General features: G+C 59.2%; 10 protein-coding genes and 1 pseudogene. 6 read left to right on the top strand and 5 right to left on the bottom strand.

The annotated features are described in order from the left end of the window. The first annotated feature begins 203 nt into the window (after positions 1-203). Together FJU08_RS06235 and tsaE are read left to right on the top strand one after the other, a co-directional pair. Positions 204-2687: a PAS domain-containing sensor histidine kinase gene (locus FJU08_RS06235; protein WP_141148093.1), complete on the top strand. Its 2484-nt coding sequence runs from the start codon at positions 204-206 to the stop codon at positions 2685-2687. Beyond that, positions 2684-3139: pseudogene (gene tsaE, locus FJU08_RS06230) on the top strand (tRNA (adenosine(37)-N6)-threonylcarbamoyltransferase complex ATPase subunit type 1 TsaE); the annotation flags it as partial. The gene FJU08_RS06235 and the pseudogene tsaE, both read left to right, overlap by 4 nt. Positions 3140-3177: 38 nt before the next feature. On the opposite strand, the gene FJU08_RS06225 reads toward tsaE, so the two are convergent. Beyond that, the gene (locus FJU08_RS06225) at positions 3178-6756 is read right to left on the bottom strand and encodes a hypothetical protein (RefSeq protein ID WP_141148091.1); all 3579 of its coding nucleotides are present in this window, start codon (positions 6754-6756) and stop codon (positions 3178-3180) included. 520 nt (positions 6757-7276) lie between these two features. On the opposite strand from FJU08_RS06225, the gene FJU08_RS06220 reads away from it, so the two are divergent. Beyond that, positions 7277-8584, top strand: coding sequence for a flavin monoamine oxidase family protein (locus FJU08_RS06220; RefSeq protein ID WP_141148090.1), 1308 nt, complete (start codon positions 7277-7279; stop codon positions 8582-8584). Positions 8585-8902: 318 nt separating this feature from the next. Here FJU08_RS06220 and gmd read toward each other — a convergent pair whose 3' ends face one another. Next, a complete protein-coding gene (gene gmd / locus FJU08_RS06215; protein ID WP_141148089.1) occupies positions 8903-10024 on the bottom strand; it encodes a GDP-mannose 4,6-dehydratase in 1122 nt (373 codons plus the stop codon). A gap of 237 nt (positions 10025-10261) precedes the next feature. On the opposite strand from gmd, the gene FJU08_RS06210 reads away from it, so the two are divergent. Next, positions 10262-12430 (top strand): malate synthase G, encoded by a 2169-nt coding sequence (locus FJU08_RS06210; protein ID WP_141148088.1) that lies wholly within the window; start codon positions 10262-10264, stop codon positions 12428-12430. A gap of 56 nt (positions 12431-12486) precedes the next feature. Here FJU08_RS06210 and FJU08_RS06205 read toward each other — a convergent pair whose 3' ends face one another. The 3 genes from FJU08_RS06205 to FJU08_RS06195 are packed head-to-tail and all read right to left on the bottom strand — an operon-like array spanning position 12487 to position 14073. Continuing rightward, positions 12487-13125, bottom strand: a complete 639-nt coding sequence (locus FJU08_RS06205) for a glutathione S-transferase family protein (RefSeq protein ID WP_141148087.1) — start codon at positions 13123-13125, stop codon at positions 12487-12489. Then, positions 13122-13790, bottom strand: a complete 669-nt coding sequence (locus FJU08_RS06200; RefSeq protein ID WP_141148086.1) for a Rieske (2Fe-2S) protein — start codon at positions 13788-13790, stop codon at positions 13122-13124. The genes FJU08_RS06205 and FJU08_RS06200 overlap by 4 nt, the downstream gene beginning before the upstream one ends. 37 nt (positions 13791-13827) lie before the next feature. Continuing rightward, positions 13828-14073, bottom strand: coding sequence for a hypothetical protein (locus FJU08_RS06195; RefSeq protein ID WP_141148085.1), 246 nt, complete (start codon positions 14071-14073; stop codon positions 13828-13830). A 134-nt stretch (positions 14074-14207) separates the two neighbouring features. Here FJU08_RS06195 and FJU08_RS06190 point away from each other — a divergent pair, with 134 nt between their 5' ends. Further along, positions 14208-15050 (top strand): aromatic ring-hydroxylating oxygenase subunit alpha, encoded by an 843-nt coding sequence (locus FJU08_RS06190; RefSeq protein WP_141148084.1) that lies wholly within the window; start codon positions 14208-14210, stop codon positions 15048-15050. A gap of 95 nt (positions 15051-15145) precedes the next feature. Continuing rightward, positions 15146-15841, top strand: a complete 696-nt coding sequence (locus FJU08_RS06185; protein ID WP_141148083.1) for a sulfate transporter family protein — start codon at positions 15146-15148, stop codon at positions 15839-15841. Positions 15842-15987: the final 146 nt, after the last annotated feature.

Genomic DNA, 15987 nt, shown 5'->3' with positions numbered 1-15987 from the left:
GCCCGGATTCCGCTTGAACGCCGTCATTTCGGGGTTTCGGACCGTGTTCGTTTCATAAGATTGATCGGGAGACGGCGGCGGATCCGTGTCTTTCGAAAGGGCGGAATGGTGCGATGCGGCAGACGCAGCTTACCGTCAAAGACAAAAAAGCGGCGGGTTTCCGGGCTACATGTCCTGTTCCCAGCAAACGAGGAGCTTCACGTATGGCAAGCCGGACTTTACGCAGCGCCTTCATGACCGCGCTGGTTTCCGGCACAGCTATGGCCGCTTCGTCGGCCTTTGCCAGTCAGGGTTTCGATCCGGCGCTGCCGAGTGGGTTTTCGACCGGCGAAGTCATGACGCTGTCGGCGGTGTTCGGCGTTCTGGCTTCCACGCTGATTTCGACCCTGTGGTTTGTCCGCCTGCGCGGAAGAGCGGAAGCTGAAAATCGCGTGATCCGTGCTGCACTGGAACAGACCCAGGAAAGATTGCTGAGCCTGAAGGCGCTCAATGCCGAGAAGAACCGGCGGATCATTTTGTGGGAAGATCCGATGGCCGCGCCGCAATTTCTGGGGACACTTCCGGACGAGGCAGGCGCGCCGGAGGAGGACAGTGATTTCCTCTCCTTTGACGATTGGCTGACGCCGGGCAGCGTGCGCCAGCTTGTTCCGGCAATGGCGGCTCTGCGTGAAAAGGCCAAGGCCTTTGATATGCTGGCCGAAACGAAAAAGGGTTATGTGCTTGAAGTGCTTGGCCGCACCACGGGCGGAAGGGCGCATGTTCGCTTCGGCGCGCTGGAATCTGTGCGTGCCGAACTTGCGGAGCTCCGGCTCGATCACAAGCGCCTGCAAGCAAGGCTGAAGCGTTTCGAGACGCTTTTGAATGCCACTGACATGCCGGCATGGCTGCGCGACGGCGAGGGCCGTCTTGCCTGGGTCAACGACGCCTATAGGCGCGCTGTCGATGCGAAAGCTGATGAAATGACGCCGGCGACCATCCGCATGCTGCTTGGAACCGCTGCCCAGGCCCGTCTTGACGATGAGATCCGGGCCGGCAAGCGCTTTGAAGCGCGTGAGCCGATCGTGATTGACGGAAACAGGTCGCATTTCGCGATTGTCGAAGTGCCGACCGCCGATGGCTCTGCGGGGCTGGCGCGCGATGTTTCCGATCGTGAACGGCTGGAAAGCGCGCTTGAGCTGACGCTGGAAAACCACGCCGACACGCTCAACCACCTCAATACCGCCGTGGCGATTTTCGACGCTGACCGGCGTCTGCGCTTTTATAATCAGGCCTTCGAGAAGCTCTGGCGGCTCGATATGGGCTTTATGGAATCGCGCCCCGACAATGGCGAATTTTTTGAGCGGCTGCGGGCCGATGGCAAGCTGCCCGAGCCGCATAACTGGAAGGACTGGAAAGAAAAGGCGCTTTCGGTCTACCGCTCAGTCGGTCCCTATAGTGATCTGTGGTATCTGCCCTCAGGTGAAACCCTTTCGGTCTTCGCCTCGGCGCATCCACGCGGCGGCACGACCTGGGTGTTTGAAAATCACACCGAGCAGATCGCGCTCAAAACCCGCTACAACACGCTGGTGAAGGTGCAGGGCGAGACCATTGATCATCTGTCGGAAGGGGTCGCGGTGTTCGGTCCTGACGGGCGCCTGTCGCTTTCCAATCCGGCCTTCCGGGCGCTATGGGGCATCAGCGAAAAGGATGCCGCGCCGGATACCCATATCCGTCAGCTGGTCTCGCTGTGTGAGGCAAGTTATGAAGGTCCTGGCGGCTGGCGGCTGTTTGCCCGGATGATCACCAGTTTCGATGATGAGCGCCTGTCGCAGCAGGGCCGGCTCGACCTGAAATCAGGTCTGGTGCTGGATTATGCCGTGACGCCGCTGCCGAATGCCCAGACCATGCTGACCTTCGTCAACAAGACCGATTCCATTCAGGTCGAACGGGCGCTGACGGAAAAGAACGACGCCCTGCGCAAGGCGGAAGAGCTGAAGAATACCTTCCTTGAGCATGTCAGTCATGAACTGCGCACGCCGCTGACTTCGATTATGGGCTTTGCCGAACTGCTGAAATCGCCGCAGATCGGGCCGCTGAACAGCCGTCAGGGCAATTATGTCGATCACATCGCCAACTCCTCGGCCGTGCTGATGACGATTGTCAACGACATGATCGACCTGAAATCGGCCGATGCCGGCATTCTGACGCTGGATCTCGATGAAATGTCGCTCGATGATCTGATCGATTCGGTTGCCGACGACATTTCCGTGCGCCTTCAGGAGGCGGAGGTGACGCTGGAAATCACCGCCCCGCCGGAGCTTGGTGCGATCACTGCCGATTTCCAGCGGCTGAAGCAGATCCTCCTGAAAATCCTCGGCAATGCTATCAAATATGCGCCTGAGGGGTCGATCATTGCGCTGTCGTGCTGGCGGGAAACAAGCGATTTCGTCTTCACCGTCACCGATAGCGGGCCGGGTATTGAAAAGGACGCGCTGAAGACGGTGTTCTCGCGCTTTTCTGCGGGCGAAAGCGAGGCCCCCATCGCCGCAGGTGCGGGGCTCGGCCTGGCCATCGTGCAAAGCTTTGTCGGCCTGCACAAGGGCAAGGTCTTTATCGACAGCGAGCCCGGCGCCGGCACAACTGTCACCTGCCGTATTCCGGATACCGGAGAAGATCATGGCGGCGCGCATGTCGTTGCTGCCGAATGAGCGGGCCAGCGGGACGCTGTTCGATCTTTCTGGCTGATGAGGCGGCCACGATCGCATTTGGTGCGCGGCTTGCCGATCTGCTTGAAGCCGGAGACTGCCTGTTGCTCAATGGTGATCTCGGCATGGGAAAATCGACGCTCGCCCGGGCGTTGATACGGGCGCGGGCCGGTGCGCCCGATCTTGATGTGCCAAGCCCGACCTTCACGCTCGTTCAGGCCTATGAGACGGTGCCGCCGATCTTCCATTTCGATCTCTACCGCCTTGGCGATCCTTCGGAGCTGGTCGAACTCGGCCTTGATGAGGCGCTTTCTGAGGGGATCAGCCTGATCGAGTGGCCGGAGCGCGGAGGCGATGAGCTTCCGGGCGACGCTATTGCGATCACTTTCGCCGAGGAGGGTGCGGGCCGCCGTCTGGTGCTGAGCGCACCGGACGCCGTGGTGACGCGGCTTTCTCCGGCATTTTCGGATCTGGCGACGTGAACTGGCGGGCCTCACAATTGGTTCAGAAGCGCCTGCATATCGTGCTCCAGCGATCTGTCCGCGCAGGATTTCATCAGTGCGATGGCCTCTTTCAGGTCAGCCCGGGCGATATCGCGCCATTCGGGTGAGAGCCCGCCCTCGCGCTTGCGGCACAGCCAGCCAAACCGGATTTTCAGGAACCGCGCCTTGCCGGCTGCCGGCTTGAGGTCGAGCGCACGGGCGGTTTCATAGAGCGTATCTATTTCGCGCACGACTTCGTCCTCGCAGATCGGCGGCGTGATCTGGACACCGGATGTATGCCGCGCATTCCAGCTTTCCAGCCAGCGTGACAGAAGGATCAGCAGATTGAGCACGGTCTGGACATGGCTGCAATGGCAAATGCGGCTGTCGAGATAAAGTGCGCGGGCAATCGAGGCATATTGCCAGGCCTCCTCGCTTTGCCCCTGCATCAGGGCAAAACGGGCGCGGTCAATCAAAAGCGCGGACTGTTCGGCGCCGCCAAAGCGTGAAAGTCTTGCCATATTGGCTTCGATCATGCCGCCGATCCGGCGGGTGATCATATGATCTGAACGGTTGTCATGACCGGACTGAAGCGAGGGCAAGAAGCCGCGGGACATCATGATATCCAGTGCGATCCGGGCGGGCCGCCCCTCCAGAACGGATGCGCGGCCCGAACCGGATGCGCGTGCCATCGCCATTTCCCAGTCATGGATCAGATCAAGCTCGGCCATGGCGCGGTCGAGATCGCCGGTCAAATAGGTCAAATGCGCGACGCGCAGCCTCAGTCGTTGCAGGGCGCTGATCCGCCCGGCGGCGGCCGTTTCGGCTTCTACATTTGCTGGCGGCCGACCGGTGAGCGGTATGACATCGCGAAAATGCTCATTCATGAAGTGCTCAAGCGCCCGCAATGTCCGTTCATGGCCCTTTCGACCGTGGGTGTCGGGGCCGGCAGCCGCAAGCGGATGCCCGAGTGCGATGGCCATGTCGATTGTGGCGCAGAAGATCCGGGTGATCCGGTGCAGCACGAATGCGTCGGTTATCGCCCGGCCACCGGTGGCGGATTTCAGCTCTTCGGCCCGCTCAAAAGCCCATCGCACGATTTCGGGTGCCTGAACCTGAAGTGCTGACAGGGCAATTGTCTCGAGCAGGCGGAAAATTTCGGCATCGGTGAAAACGCTGCGGATCCATATTGGCAGGCATGCTGGCAGGGCCTTGGGACTGCAATCATCGGGCAGGGCAAGATGGCGCTGGCCGGGCTGAAGAAAGATCAGCAGATAGAGGTGGAGCCGCATCAGATCCTGAGCATAATTCAGCGAAAGCCGGTCGTCGCGATCGATGATGTCGAACAGGATTGTCCTGACCGCAAAGCGCAGCGCAACGGCAGGGCTGTGTTCCGGACCGCGCAGGAAAACCACTTCACGGGCATGGTGGAGAAGCGGCATGGCGGCGATATCAGCACGGTTGCGCGCCTGATCTTCAAGTGCCTGCGGGTCCAGACTGGCCAGCAATGCCTCATAGGACTGGATATCGAGAAGCATGTCGCGCCAGCGTGGCATTGCCGCGTTGACGAGGTTGCGACAGCGCCATTCCTGGGCCCGGTCAAAGCATAAAAGGGCGATCTGGCGCATGGCGTCGCGCAGGATCGCGCAATAGGGAGCGGCCCATTCGGCCTCGTCGGGATCGCCGAGCACGCTCATCAACAGCTGGCGAAGCGCCTCGAAAATTTCGAGATAGCTTTCACCTTCGGGACGAGCCTCGCCGCAGGCAGCAACGGTAATGACGCGCCGCCTCAGCAGAAAGCTGTTGGAAAGCCCCTCCAGAGCGGTCAGCGCGGTGATGATGTCTTCAGGCTTGCGCACGACGTCTCGGTTCGAGCGTTGAAGAAGGCGGGAAAGCGTGTCTGGGCGAAGGCCGTCGTCACAGGCCATGATCAGTGCGACGGCGTGGACCAGCCCGAGATGATCGAGTCGCTCCAACAAAAGCCGGGCAAGAGGACCGGTGGCAATGCCGCCGGAGGGATGCTGGTCACGGGGTTTCAGCGCTGCGACCAAAGCGATTGCGCGCTTTTCCCAAGCGGAATCCCCGCGGCAAACCTCCAGCATGGCCGCCAGAAGAATGAGCTGGTCTCCGGGGACAGCATTATTGCCGAAGCGTTCACCGGCCTCAAACAGCGCTTCGCCATAGACCGCTGGATAGGCAAGGGCTGGCAGATAGCGCCGGACATCGCGCAAGCGCGGATCGTCCAGCCTGTAGGTGCGGAATCGAGGCAGCAGCCGGCTTGCCCGTAATGTTGGCGTTTCGGTTGTGGTCAACAATATCCGGCTTTCTCCATTGCTATCATGGAGAAGGCGGATGAGCGACGTCTTGGACAGGTCGCGCAGCTGGGCGCGCGGCGTGCTCCAGCTCAGGTCATCCCAGTTTGTCAGAATGAAAAGTGCGGGATTTCTGGCATGAAGCTTTGCGATCCGCTCACGCAGATCCTTCATTCCCGATCCATCGCTATCGAGACCAAACTCCTGCCGCAGAGACTTGAACCGGGCGAGATGGTCCAGGCCCGAATGTCTCCGCTTCCCTTCATCAAGCGATGACAGGAATGCCAGGACAAGCAGCATGAGGTCGCTGCCGGAATGATCCTGTACACTCACGGTAAAGACAGGTAGAACCCGGGTTGCGGCGATATCGTCAGGCTTCAGATGAAAGCCGATTGTCGTGTTGTCCGGGTATTGCAGCCGACGCAGCAAGGCGATGACGCAACCCGACTTGCCGGCATTTTTCTTGCCTGAAATCAGCGCGATACGCTCCCGGGCATGGGAAAACTGATCAAGCACACGTTCGACAAGTTCGCTCAGCTTCTCCGGTATGCGTACGCGGGCAAGGCGGCCCGCAGGGCCGAGATAGTCAGCCAGCTTTTCCGGGATGTAATGACGGGCCGGTCCGCTTCTTGCCGCTGCTGGCGCGCCAGGGGTGCCTGACGGCAGGCGCGGTGGCCGGTAGGGGAGGTTTTCGATCCATGCCACGCGGATGACCTGAAATATTTCACCGGCCGTCTTGCAATGGGCAGCGATGATCCTGTCATAGAGCGCCGAGGCCTCTTCAAGGATTGCTGCCGTGCCTGCTGATCTGTTTTGATTGCGCAGGATCGCCTTTCGTGCAGCACAGGCGAAATGACAGAATAGCAGCCGGTCCCAGGCCGGATTGTAATATGGTGTATTGCGATTGTTTTCCGATGCGAGTTCGGCGATGGCATAGCGAAGCCGCCGTCTGCTCTCGGAATCGGCAATCCCGGCGGCGCGCAGTGTCTCGTCGGGAAAAAAGCCAAGCTCCGCCGCCTTGGCAAGATCTGCGATCCGGATAATCCTGTCGCTGAGGAAGCGGTAAATCAGATGTGTCGCCAGGATCATGACGCGAACGCCGGCATGACCGTTTTCGCCATCGCCAACCCAGAGCGGGTTTGGCCGCCTGTCGGCCGTCTTGCGAACGTCGATACGCGATCGCGAAAGCCCCGGCCAAAGGGCCTCAAGCTCGAAAATCGCGTCATCCAGTGACATCCTGTTATAGAAACGTTCGCTGTCCTTTATGCGTCCAGCCAACTTATCCCCCTAAAATTCAGCGATGCGAATCGTTTCTGATGCAGAGATGACGAATAAAAATGGAATCGAGTGTAGAATGCATGATGTTTATTTTGTCTTCATTTCATGAATAGACAATTCAATAAAAAACATACAAACACGGCATTGATGTGAAAACAAAATCGACAATTAAACTGAAAAAACAGACCGTCAATTCTTTGTGGTTTGTGGCAGGGCAGCGTGAGCCCATTGTCCTCCTGTCGGTCGCATGTGGCGGCAAAACCGAGGAGGATGGCATGAAAAATGACGGATATGGCCAATATTGGCGTCTGCGGATCTCGCGAATTTTGTGCGCATGCTTCCTGTTGGCAGAGAGGGCCCGGGACATGGTTTCCGGCCGCCGGTTTTCATTGCAGGGCCGGTTTGGGCTGCCCCGTGCGTTTTGAACGGCGTGCAGCAGTGCGAGGCCTGAAGCCTGTCTGAATGCCAGTAATGCTCGTTTCCACCTGCGACTGACACGAAACACATCGGAGACGAATGAATGGTCACATCATATGCCATTATCGGGGCAGGCATTGCCGGCCTCGCCCTTGCGCGAAAGCTCAGCCAGTCCGGCGACGCCAGGGTTACAGTCATTGAAAAATCCGACCTTGTGGGCGGACGTATCCTGTCACGGGTGCTGGATAACGGGGCCGGCATTGCCGAGCTCGGGGCCGGGCGGTTTGATGCCGTCGCCCATGAAAGGGTCAGCAGGCTGGCTTATGCGCTCGGGCTTGAGACAATACCCTTTGCCTTTGTTCTCTCGCCGCTGCAGCGCGGCCTGCACGAACAGACATGGCATTTGCTGAAGGGGTTTTGCGGTGAGCTCAGCGACTATTTCAATATGCTCTCCCCGCGCGACAGGCAGCGCATGAATCTGGAGCAGGCCGCGTTGAATTCGCTTGGACGGCGTAAATTCGACTATCTTGTCGAAATGTGCGGCTATGATCTGCTACGCAACACGGATCTGAGCTTCGAAGAAGGGTTTCAGCTGTTACGGCATCATCCCGAGACCGGCGGCCTTTTTGCCGATGAGCGGCGCAAGTGGATGTGTTTCAGAGAGGGGTTCTCCGCTCTGGCGACAGCGCTGCAGGCGGAACTCGTCCAGCGGGTGGAGTTCTGTCTCGAACATGAACTGACCCGAATTGAGATCCGGCCGGGCGGCGGCTATGAGCTCGGTTTCGAAACCCGCTCCGGCAAGAAGAGCCGATCCTTCGACAAGGTGATTTTCGCCATACCCCTTGGAAATGTGCTGCGTCTGCGTGGCATTTCGCTTTCGCCAACCCTGCGTGACGGCATCAGTGCGGTGCCGCTGACAAAAGCCTATTTCAGCTATACGGACCGGTGGTGGGACGGTATGGGGCTGGAGGGGCGTTGCTTCACCAGCGCTTCGATCTTCCGCAAGGTCTATTTTCCGCGGGAGGGGAAATTCCTGCTTGTCTATAGCGACGGGCGCAGCGCCCATGCCCTGCATGATGCCTTTGTGCATGATCGCGGCATCCACATGGCCTTTGTCGAGGCCATCCGCGACGTTCTGCCTTTTGCGCTTGGCGACGATATCATTCCCCATCCGGTTTCCGCCGAACATCAGTTCTGGCCCGAGGGGATATCCTTCTGGCGCTCGGGCATCAATCTGGTTCCGGCCGGCTTTTGGCCGATCGGTGATGACGCCGTGGTGTGTTCGGACCTGTTCACCAATTACCCGGGCTGGGTTGAGGGCGCGCTGGCCAGCGCCGAACGCGTTCTTGAACATTTGTTGCCGATGCCGGAAGGGGGGACGGCCCGGATGACGGAAGGCGTCGTGATCTGATCTGCCATCCCATGGGCGAGGCGCGACCTGCCTGCCCCGACGTAATGCATGTCCGCTACAGCATCGGCCCGAAAATCGGGTTCGATCTTCGGAAAGCACGATGCTTAGATTCAATGGGTTAGAGTGTCCTTTGTGCATCCAAATGGATGCACAGCGCTCTCAGACGTGCGTTCGTGAGGGTGCGGGCTGGTTCAGGCGTGCGCCTGATTTTCGAGCGATCGCGCGAAAGCGGAAAAACCGGGCTTCCGCGTGAAACTGCGTCAAAACAAAGTGCTGGAACAGCGCCGGCCACCACGTTCTGGCCGGAATGCTCCAGGATCAGCTTTCGATGCTGACGGGCAGTTCAAGCCCGTGTTCTTTCAGCAGCGTGTAGCGCCGGGCTGTTTTCAGGTCAGCCTCGACCATTTCCCGGCACATGTCCCGCGCGGAGATTTCCGGGGTCCAGCCAAGCTTCTCCCTGGCCTTGGTGGCATCGCCGAGCAGGGTCGCAACTTCGGCCGGGCGGAAATAGCGCGGATCAATCTGCATGATGACGTCGCCAACTTTCACATTGGGGGCGTTGTCGCCTGTCACCGCCGAGACAATGGCCTTTTCCGCGATATCGCTGCCGGTGAATTCAAGGGTGATGCCAAGGTCGGCTGCCGCCCAGGTGATGAATTCGCGGACGCTGTATTGCTGGCCGGTGGCGATGACAAAGTCTTCCGGCTGGTCCTGCTGCAGCATCAGCCACTGCATGCGCACATAATCCTTGGCATGGCCCCAGTCGCGCAGGCTGTCGATATTGCCCATATAGAGGCAGGATTCGAGGCCCATGGCGACATTGGCGAGCCCCCTGGTAATCTTGCGGGTCACGAAGGTTTCGCCACGGCGCGGGCTTTCATGGTTGAACAGGATGCCGTTGCAGGCATAAAGCCCATAGGCCTCGCGATAGTTCACCGTAATCCAGTAGGCGTAAAGCTTCGCAACGGCATAGGGCGAGCGCGGATGAAATGGCGTGGTCTCCCGCTGCGGTGTTTCCTGAACAAGGCCGTAAAGCTCCGAGGTCGATGCCTGGTAAAAGCGCGTCTTCTTCTCAAGGCCCAGAAATCGCATTGCCTCTAGCAGTCTGATCGTTCCCATTGCATCAACATCTGCGGTATATTCGGGTGCTTCAAAGGAGACGGCCACATGCGACTGGGCACCGAGATTGTAGATCTCGTCCGGTTCGATCTCGCCGATCAGCCGGGTCAGGTTGGATGTGTCCGTCAGATCCCCGTAATGAAGTTTCATCGGCACGGTCACCGCATGTGGATCTTCGTAGAGATGATCAATGCGCTGGGTGTTGATCAGCGAGGCGCGGCGTTTGATGCCGTGAACCTCATAGCCTTTTTCCAGCAGCAGCTCTGTCAGATAGGAGCCATCCTGCCCCGTCACGCCGGTGATGAGTGCTTTTTTTGTCATGCGTGCTTTTTGCCATTTTGCGTCTGGCCCGAAGACATTCGGGCGAATGGACGGTTTGCTGTCTGTCCTCCATTAGCGACAGCGGTCGCTTGCTGCAAGGAAAGACTCACCACTCCAGGCTGTCAGACGGGTTTGTTTCCATATGGTTGAAAATATTTCAAATTAATGCCGAGTTGACCTTGAAGGGTTTCACCCCCACTTTGCGGACAACCAACACTCCATCAATGAGGCACACCCATGGCCCGCATCGAAAAATACGGCCTTGCCTTCGACAAGGCGCTTTACGATTTCCTGAATGATCGCGTTCTGCCGGGAACCAACGTTGATCCCGAAGCCTATTTCGCCGGATTTTCCGAGATCGTGCATGAACTTGCGCCGAAGAACCGCGCGCTTTTGAAGACGCGCGATGCGATGCAGGAAAAGCTTGACGCCTGGTACAAGGAACATGGTGCGCCGGCTGATATGGGCGCCTATGAGGCCTATCTGCGCGAGATCGGTTATATCCTGCCGGAAGGGCCGGATTTTGCCGTTTCCACCGCCAATGTTGATCCGGAGATCACCACCATTGCCGGTCCGCAGCTGGTCGTGCCGATCATGAATGCGCGCTATGCGCTGAACGCCGCCAATGCGCGCTGGGGTTCGCTTTATGACGCGCTTTACGGCACGGATGCTATTGCCGAAAATGGCGGTGCGGAGAAGGGCAAGGGCTACAACCCGGTACGCGGCGAGAAGGTCATAGCCTGGGCCCGCAATTTTCTTGACAAGTCAGCGCCGCTGGCAGGTGAAAGCTGGAGCGTGGTCAAAGGGTTGACGGTTGAGGGCGGTGCCCTGATGGTTCAGACCGACAAGGGGATCACCGGTCTTGCCGATCCCTCGCAATTTGCCGGCTATCTTGGCGAGGCGGCAGCGCCTGGCCATATTCTTCTCAGCCATAACCACCTTCATATCGAGATTGCGATTGATGCCGATGGCATGATCGGTCGCCAGGATCCGGCGCATATCAATGACGTCGCGCTCGAATCGGCAATCACCACGATCATGGACTGCGAGGATTCTGTCGCCGCCGTAGATGCCGAGGACAAGGTTCTGGCCTATTCCAACTGGCTTGGCCTGATGAAGGGCGATCTGTCGGAAGAGGTGTCCAAGGGCGGAAAGAGCTTCACCCGGCGCCTCCATCCTGACACCGAATACAAGGACGGTGATGGCAAGCCCTTCCTGCTGCGCCGCCGCTCCTTGATGCTGATCCGCAATGTCGGCCACCTGATGACCAATCCGGCGATCCTCGATCACGACGGGCGTGAAGTACCGGAAGGCATCATGGATGCGCTGGTGACGGCGCTGATCGCGCTTTACGATATTGGCCCTGACGGCAAACATCTGAACTCGCTCAACGGCTCGATGTATGTGGTCAAGCCGAAGATGCACGGGCCGGAAGAAGTGGCTTTTGCCACCGATCTGTTCACCCGTGCCGAAAAGCTTGTCGGCATGGCGGAAAACACCATGAAGATGGGCATCATGGATGAGGAACGCCGTACCACGGTCAACCTCAAGGAATGTATCCGGGCGGCGAAGGATCGCGTTGTCTTCATCAATACCGGCTTCCTTGATCGCACCGGTGACGAGATCCATACCTCGATGGAAGCGGGGCCGATGATCCGCAAGGGCGACATGAAGGCAGCAGCCTGGATTGCCGCCTACGAAAACTGGAATGTCGATATCGGGCTGGAATGCGGTCTGGCCGGTCACGCCCAGATCGGCAAGGGCATGTGGGCCATGCCGGATCTGATGGCCGCAATGCTGGAGACCAAGATCGGCCATCCCAGGGCCGGCGCCAATACTGCCTGGGTGCCCTCTCCGACGGCGGCAACGCTGCATGCGACCCATTATCACGAGGTCGATGTCGAGAAGGTGCAGAAGAGCCTGGTCAGCCGTCAGCGCGCCTCGCTGAAGGATATTCTCTCGGTTCCGGTTGCGGTGCGGCCCAACTGGTCGAAAGACGATATTCAGGCGGAACTCGACAATAATGCGCAGGGCATTCTCGGCTATGTCGTGCGCTGGATCGATCAGGGCGTCGGCTGCTCCAAGGTGCCGGATATCAACGATATCGGCCTGATGGAAGACCGCGCGACGCTGCGCATCTCCTCCCAGCATATGGCCAACTGGCTCTATCACGGCGTCGTCACGGAAGATGAGATCGTTCAGACGATGAAGAAGATGGCAGCCGTCGTCGACCGGCAGAATGACGGTGATCCGCTCTACCGCCCGATGGCCGGGCATTTTGACAGCTCGGTTGCGTTTCAGGCCGCGCTCGACTTGGTGCTGAAGGGCCGAGAACAGCCCAATGGCTATACCGAACCGGTGCTGCATGCCCGCCGGCTGGAGCGCAAGGCAAAGGACGCCGCCTGAGCGGTGTCTGCGGAATGACAGTGAAAAGCCCGGCCAATGCGCCGGGCTTTTTCGCCTCAGTGATAGTCGGGAATGCCGGACATGGTGATGAAGCCGGGCAGGGCGCGGAAGCGGCGATACCAGCGTCTCAAGGCCGGAAATTCATCGTGATCGACGCCGAAATCGCGCGACAGGCCGAAGCTCGGGAACAGTGCGACATCGGCAAGGCTTGGCGTCATGCCGACAAACCATTCAGAGCCTTCGATCTGACGGCGTGTCATGTGGTCATCCATGATACGCAGTGCTTCGCGTGCCGCCTGGCGCAGATCATCCGACGGGCCGCCGGTCGGTGAGAACAAGGCTTCGAAACGGGCATCCACTGCAGCCTTCAGCGTGGTGACGGAAAATTCCAGCCATCCGGCGATTTCAGGGGCTTCGGCTTCGGGCCGCCACGGGCTGCCATCCGGTGTCTTGGCGGCAAGTCTGGCAAGATGGATGAGAGGGCCGATCACGCCGGGATAGGCCTTGCCGTCATCACTCAGTACCGGCAGGATTGCGGCGGGCGACAGGGCGCGCATTTCTGCGGATTGATGGGCGTTGCCGGGCACGGAATCGATCGCCACTGTCTCGTAAGGGATTCCGGCGAGCGCCATGAAAAGGCGCAGGCGATAGCAGTTTTCATCCAGCGCATGGTCATAGAGAACAAGTTTGCTCATTGTTCAGCCTCCGCAACGGGGGCCGTTTCGGCGGCAAGGCGTAAGCTTTCGGCAAAGCGCGCGGCATCAAGGCGCAATTTCACATCGGCTGCGGCGGCGATGATTATATGCAGCGCCGTGATTTTATCGTCGAAAGGCTGAACCGCGATGAAAAGCGACGTTTTGCCGATGGTCGCGCGCCAGACTGTTGCATCTGGTGCGCCGCTTGCCGTTGCATCGGCGTTTTTCAGGCAGGCCAGGATCTTTTCAGGTGATGCATCAACATAGAGCGAGCGCACCGGACTTACCGGCCCGCAAACATCCGGCAGTGTCGCCACATCGCCATCTTCATGGCCGGTCGTCCAGATGATGCCGGCATGGTCTGCGACGCTATAACGCGGCACGCGGATGGTTTTCGGCACCTCAAGTTCGGGATGGGCGGGAATATAGCGGCACTGGCCGTCGCTGGCATATTCCCAGCCATGATAGAGGCAGGCAATGTGATTGCCGCGCACGAAGCCGAGCGACAGGCGCACACCGCGATGGGGACAGCGGTCCTCCCAGGCATGGGCCGTGCCTTCATTGTCACGCCAGATGGCGATTTCCCTGCCCCGGATGCGGGTGCCGGCGGAGCTGCCGTTTTCAAGCGTTTCTGCGAGCGCTACCGGATACCAGGTCGCTGCCATGATGAATTGATGCCTTTCGGGGTCAGTTTCGGCCGGATCAGGCCGGAGATGTGGCGATGTCGAGAATCATGCAATCATAGGGGCCGAGTGACAAGGCCATTTCGAAAGCGCCGATGAGCGCTTCCGGGCCATGTACCCGAATTTCGGCCGCCCTTTCATCAAGCGTCAGAATATCGATCTGAAGCGCCAGCCGGGCGGCGCGGTTTTCGGCAAGCGCGCGAAAGCTTTGCGGGCTGAGCCTGCCGGAGAAGCGGAAGGTTGTTTTCGTGGCATTGTCGGTCAAGTTCGCGGCCTCTTGTGATTGGCGCTATCGGAAGGCGCTGGCTGATGAATGTCAAGCCACTGGACTTGCGCGTAAAAACTTCCCAAGATTATCTGGCCAGGATTGGCCGGATAAACGAAAGACGGGGCGAACAGATGGTGGAAAAGGCAGCGCTGGATCAATGGTATGTGGTCTCGGCCGAGAGCGATCTTGCCGAAGGTGAGACGCGGACCGTTTTGCTGGGTGTGCCGCTCACCCTGACACGGCGCGGCGATGTCATCGGCGTCAGCCGGGCTGAAGGCGGTTCGGTTCTGCCGGTGATCCGCCGCTATGGCTTTGTCTGGACCACGCCGGGCGAACCGGCCCGTGATCTTTTCGATCTGCCGGAAATTGCCGAGCCTGACCGCCGGGTGATCACCTGCGGGGCGATCACCGTGCGCGCCTCGGGGCTCAGGATTGTCGAGAATTTTCTCGATCTGGCTCATTTTCCGTTTGTCCATACCGATATTCTCGGTGCCGAGCCGCATACCGAGGTCAAGAGCTACAAGGTCGAGATCCGCCGCGATGTCGATGAGGTCTGGGCAACGGACTGCACCTTCAAGCAGCCGCGTGCCGCGCTTTCGGCGGAAGGCGCTGTCGATGTCGACTATAGCTATCGTGTCATGGCGCCGTTCAACACGCTGCTCTACAAGACCTGTCCCGGCGCCGCCAATCGTTTCGATGTGATTGCGCTTTTCGTGCAGCCGCTGGCGCCGGATCTCTGCCGCGCCCATCCCGGCCTCTACATGATCGATGATCAGGCCAGCGACGCGGCGATGATCCAGTTTCAGCAGGAGATTTTCCTGCAGGATCGCATCATTCTGGAAAACCAGCGTCCGGTGCTGCTGCCGATGGAGCCGCGCGCGGAAATCCCGACACGCGCCGATGCGACGTCGATCGCCTATCGCCGCTGGCTGAAGGAAAAGGGTATCACCTACGGTACGACACTGGCGGCCTGAGGTTTCCTGCGGCCTTTCGTTTGCGCGGAGGGCTTGCGCGCCGCCCGTCAACTGCCCAAATCAGGTTCTGGCCCTGATCAAGGAGATTGCCAGACATGCTGATAGAAGCCGCGCGCCGGGCCGGTGCCGATCTGATTGACCCGAAACTGCGCGGCATTTTGTGGAAGGTGCTCGGCCTGTCGCTGATCTGCCTGATCGCGCTCTGGTTTGCCGTCCGCGCGCTGTTCATGTGGCTGGCCTTCCCGTTTCTGGCGCATCTCTTTCCAACCATGCCGGACTGGGCGGGATGGATCTCCTTCGTGCTGCTGTTTTTTGCCGGTGTCGGGCTGGCGCTGACGCTCGCCATGCTGATGTCGCCGGTCTCCGCCTTTGTCGCCGGTATCTTTCTCGATGATGCGGCCGAGCATATCGAGAAGATCAACTATCCCGACGACCCGCCGGGACACGCCATGCCGGTGTTTCAGGCGCTTGCCGCGTCGCTGAAATTTCTCGGCATCGTCATTCTCGGCAACCTTATCGCGCTCGTCCTGTTGCTGGTGCCGGGGGTCAATCTCGTCGCCTTCTTCGTCGTCAATGGTTACCTGCTTGGCCGGGAATTTTTCGAATTTGCCGCCATGCGCTTTCTGGGCGTGGAGGCAGCAAGGGCCTTCCGGCGCAAACATGCCTGGCGGGTTTTCTTCGCCGGGCTGGTGATTGCCTGCTTCGTTGCGATCCCGATCGTCAATCTGGCGACGCCACTTTTTGCCGCCGCTTTAATGATTCATGTGTTCAAACGGCTCAATTCCGCCTAAACTGGACCAATAATCGTCTATCTTGCGACAAAAAAAGATAATAGCGCAAGATTCCGCTAAGAATGTCGTCTTGAATCGAATTCTTTTTGGCTGTATGTGCGATTGAGGAACGGGACAGGCGCCACTGGCGGTTCGCAGAAACACGC

The organism is Martelella alba (assembly GCF_006516955.1).
Lineage (GTDB): Bacteria > Pseudomonadota > Alphaproteobacteria > Rhizobiales > Rhizobiaceae > Martelella > Martelella alba.
This window is presented reverse-complemented; position numbering and strand designations above follow the sequence as displayed.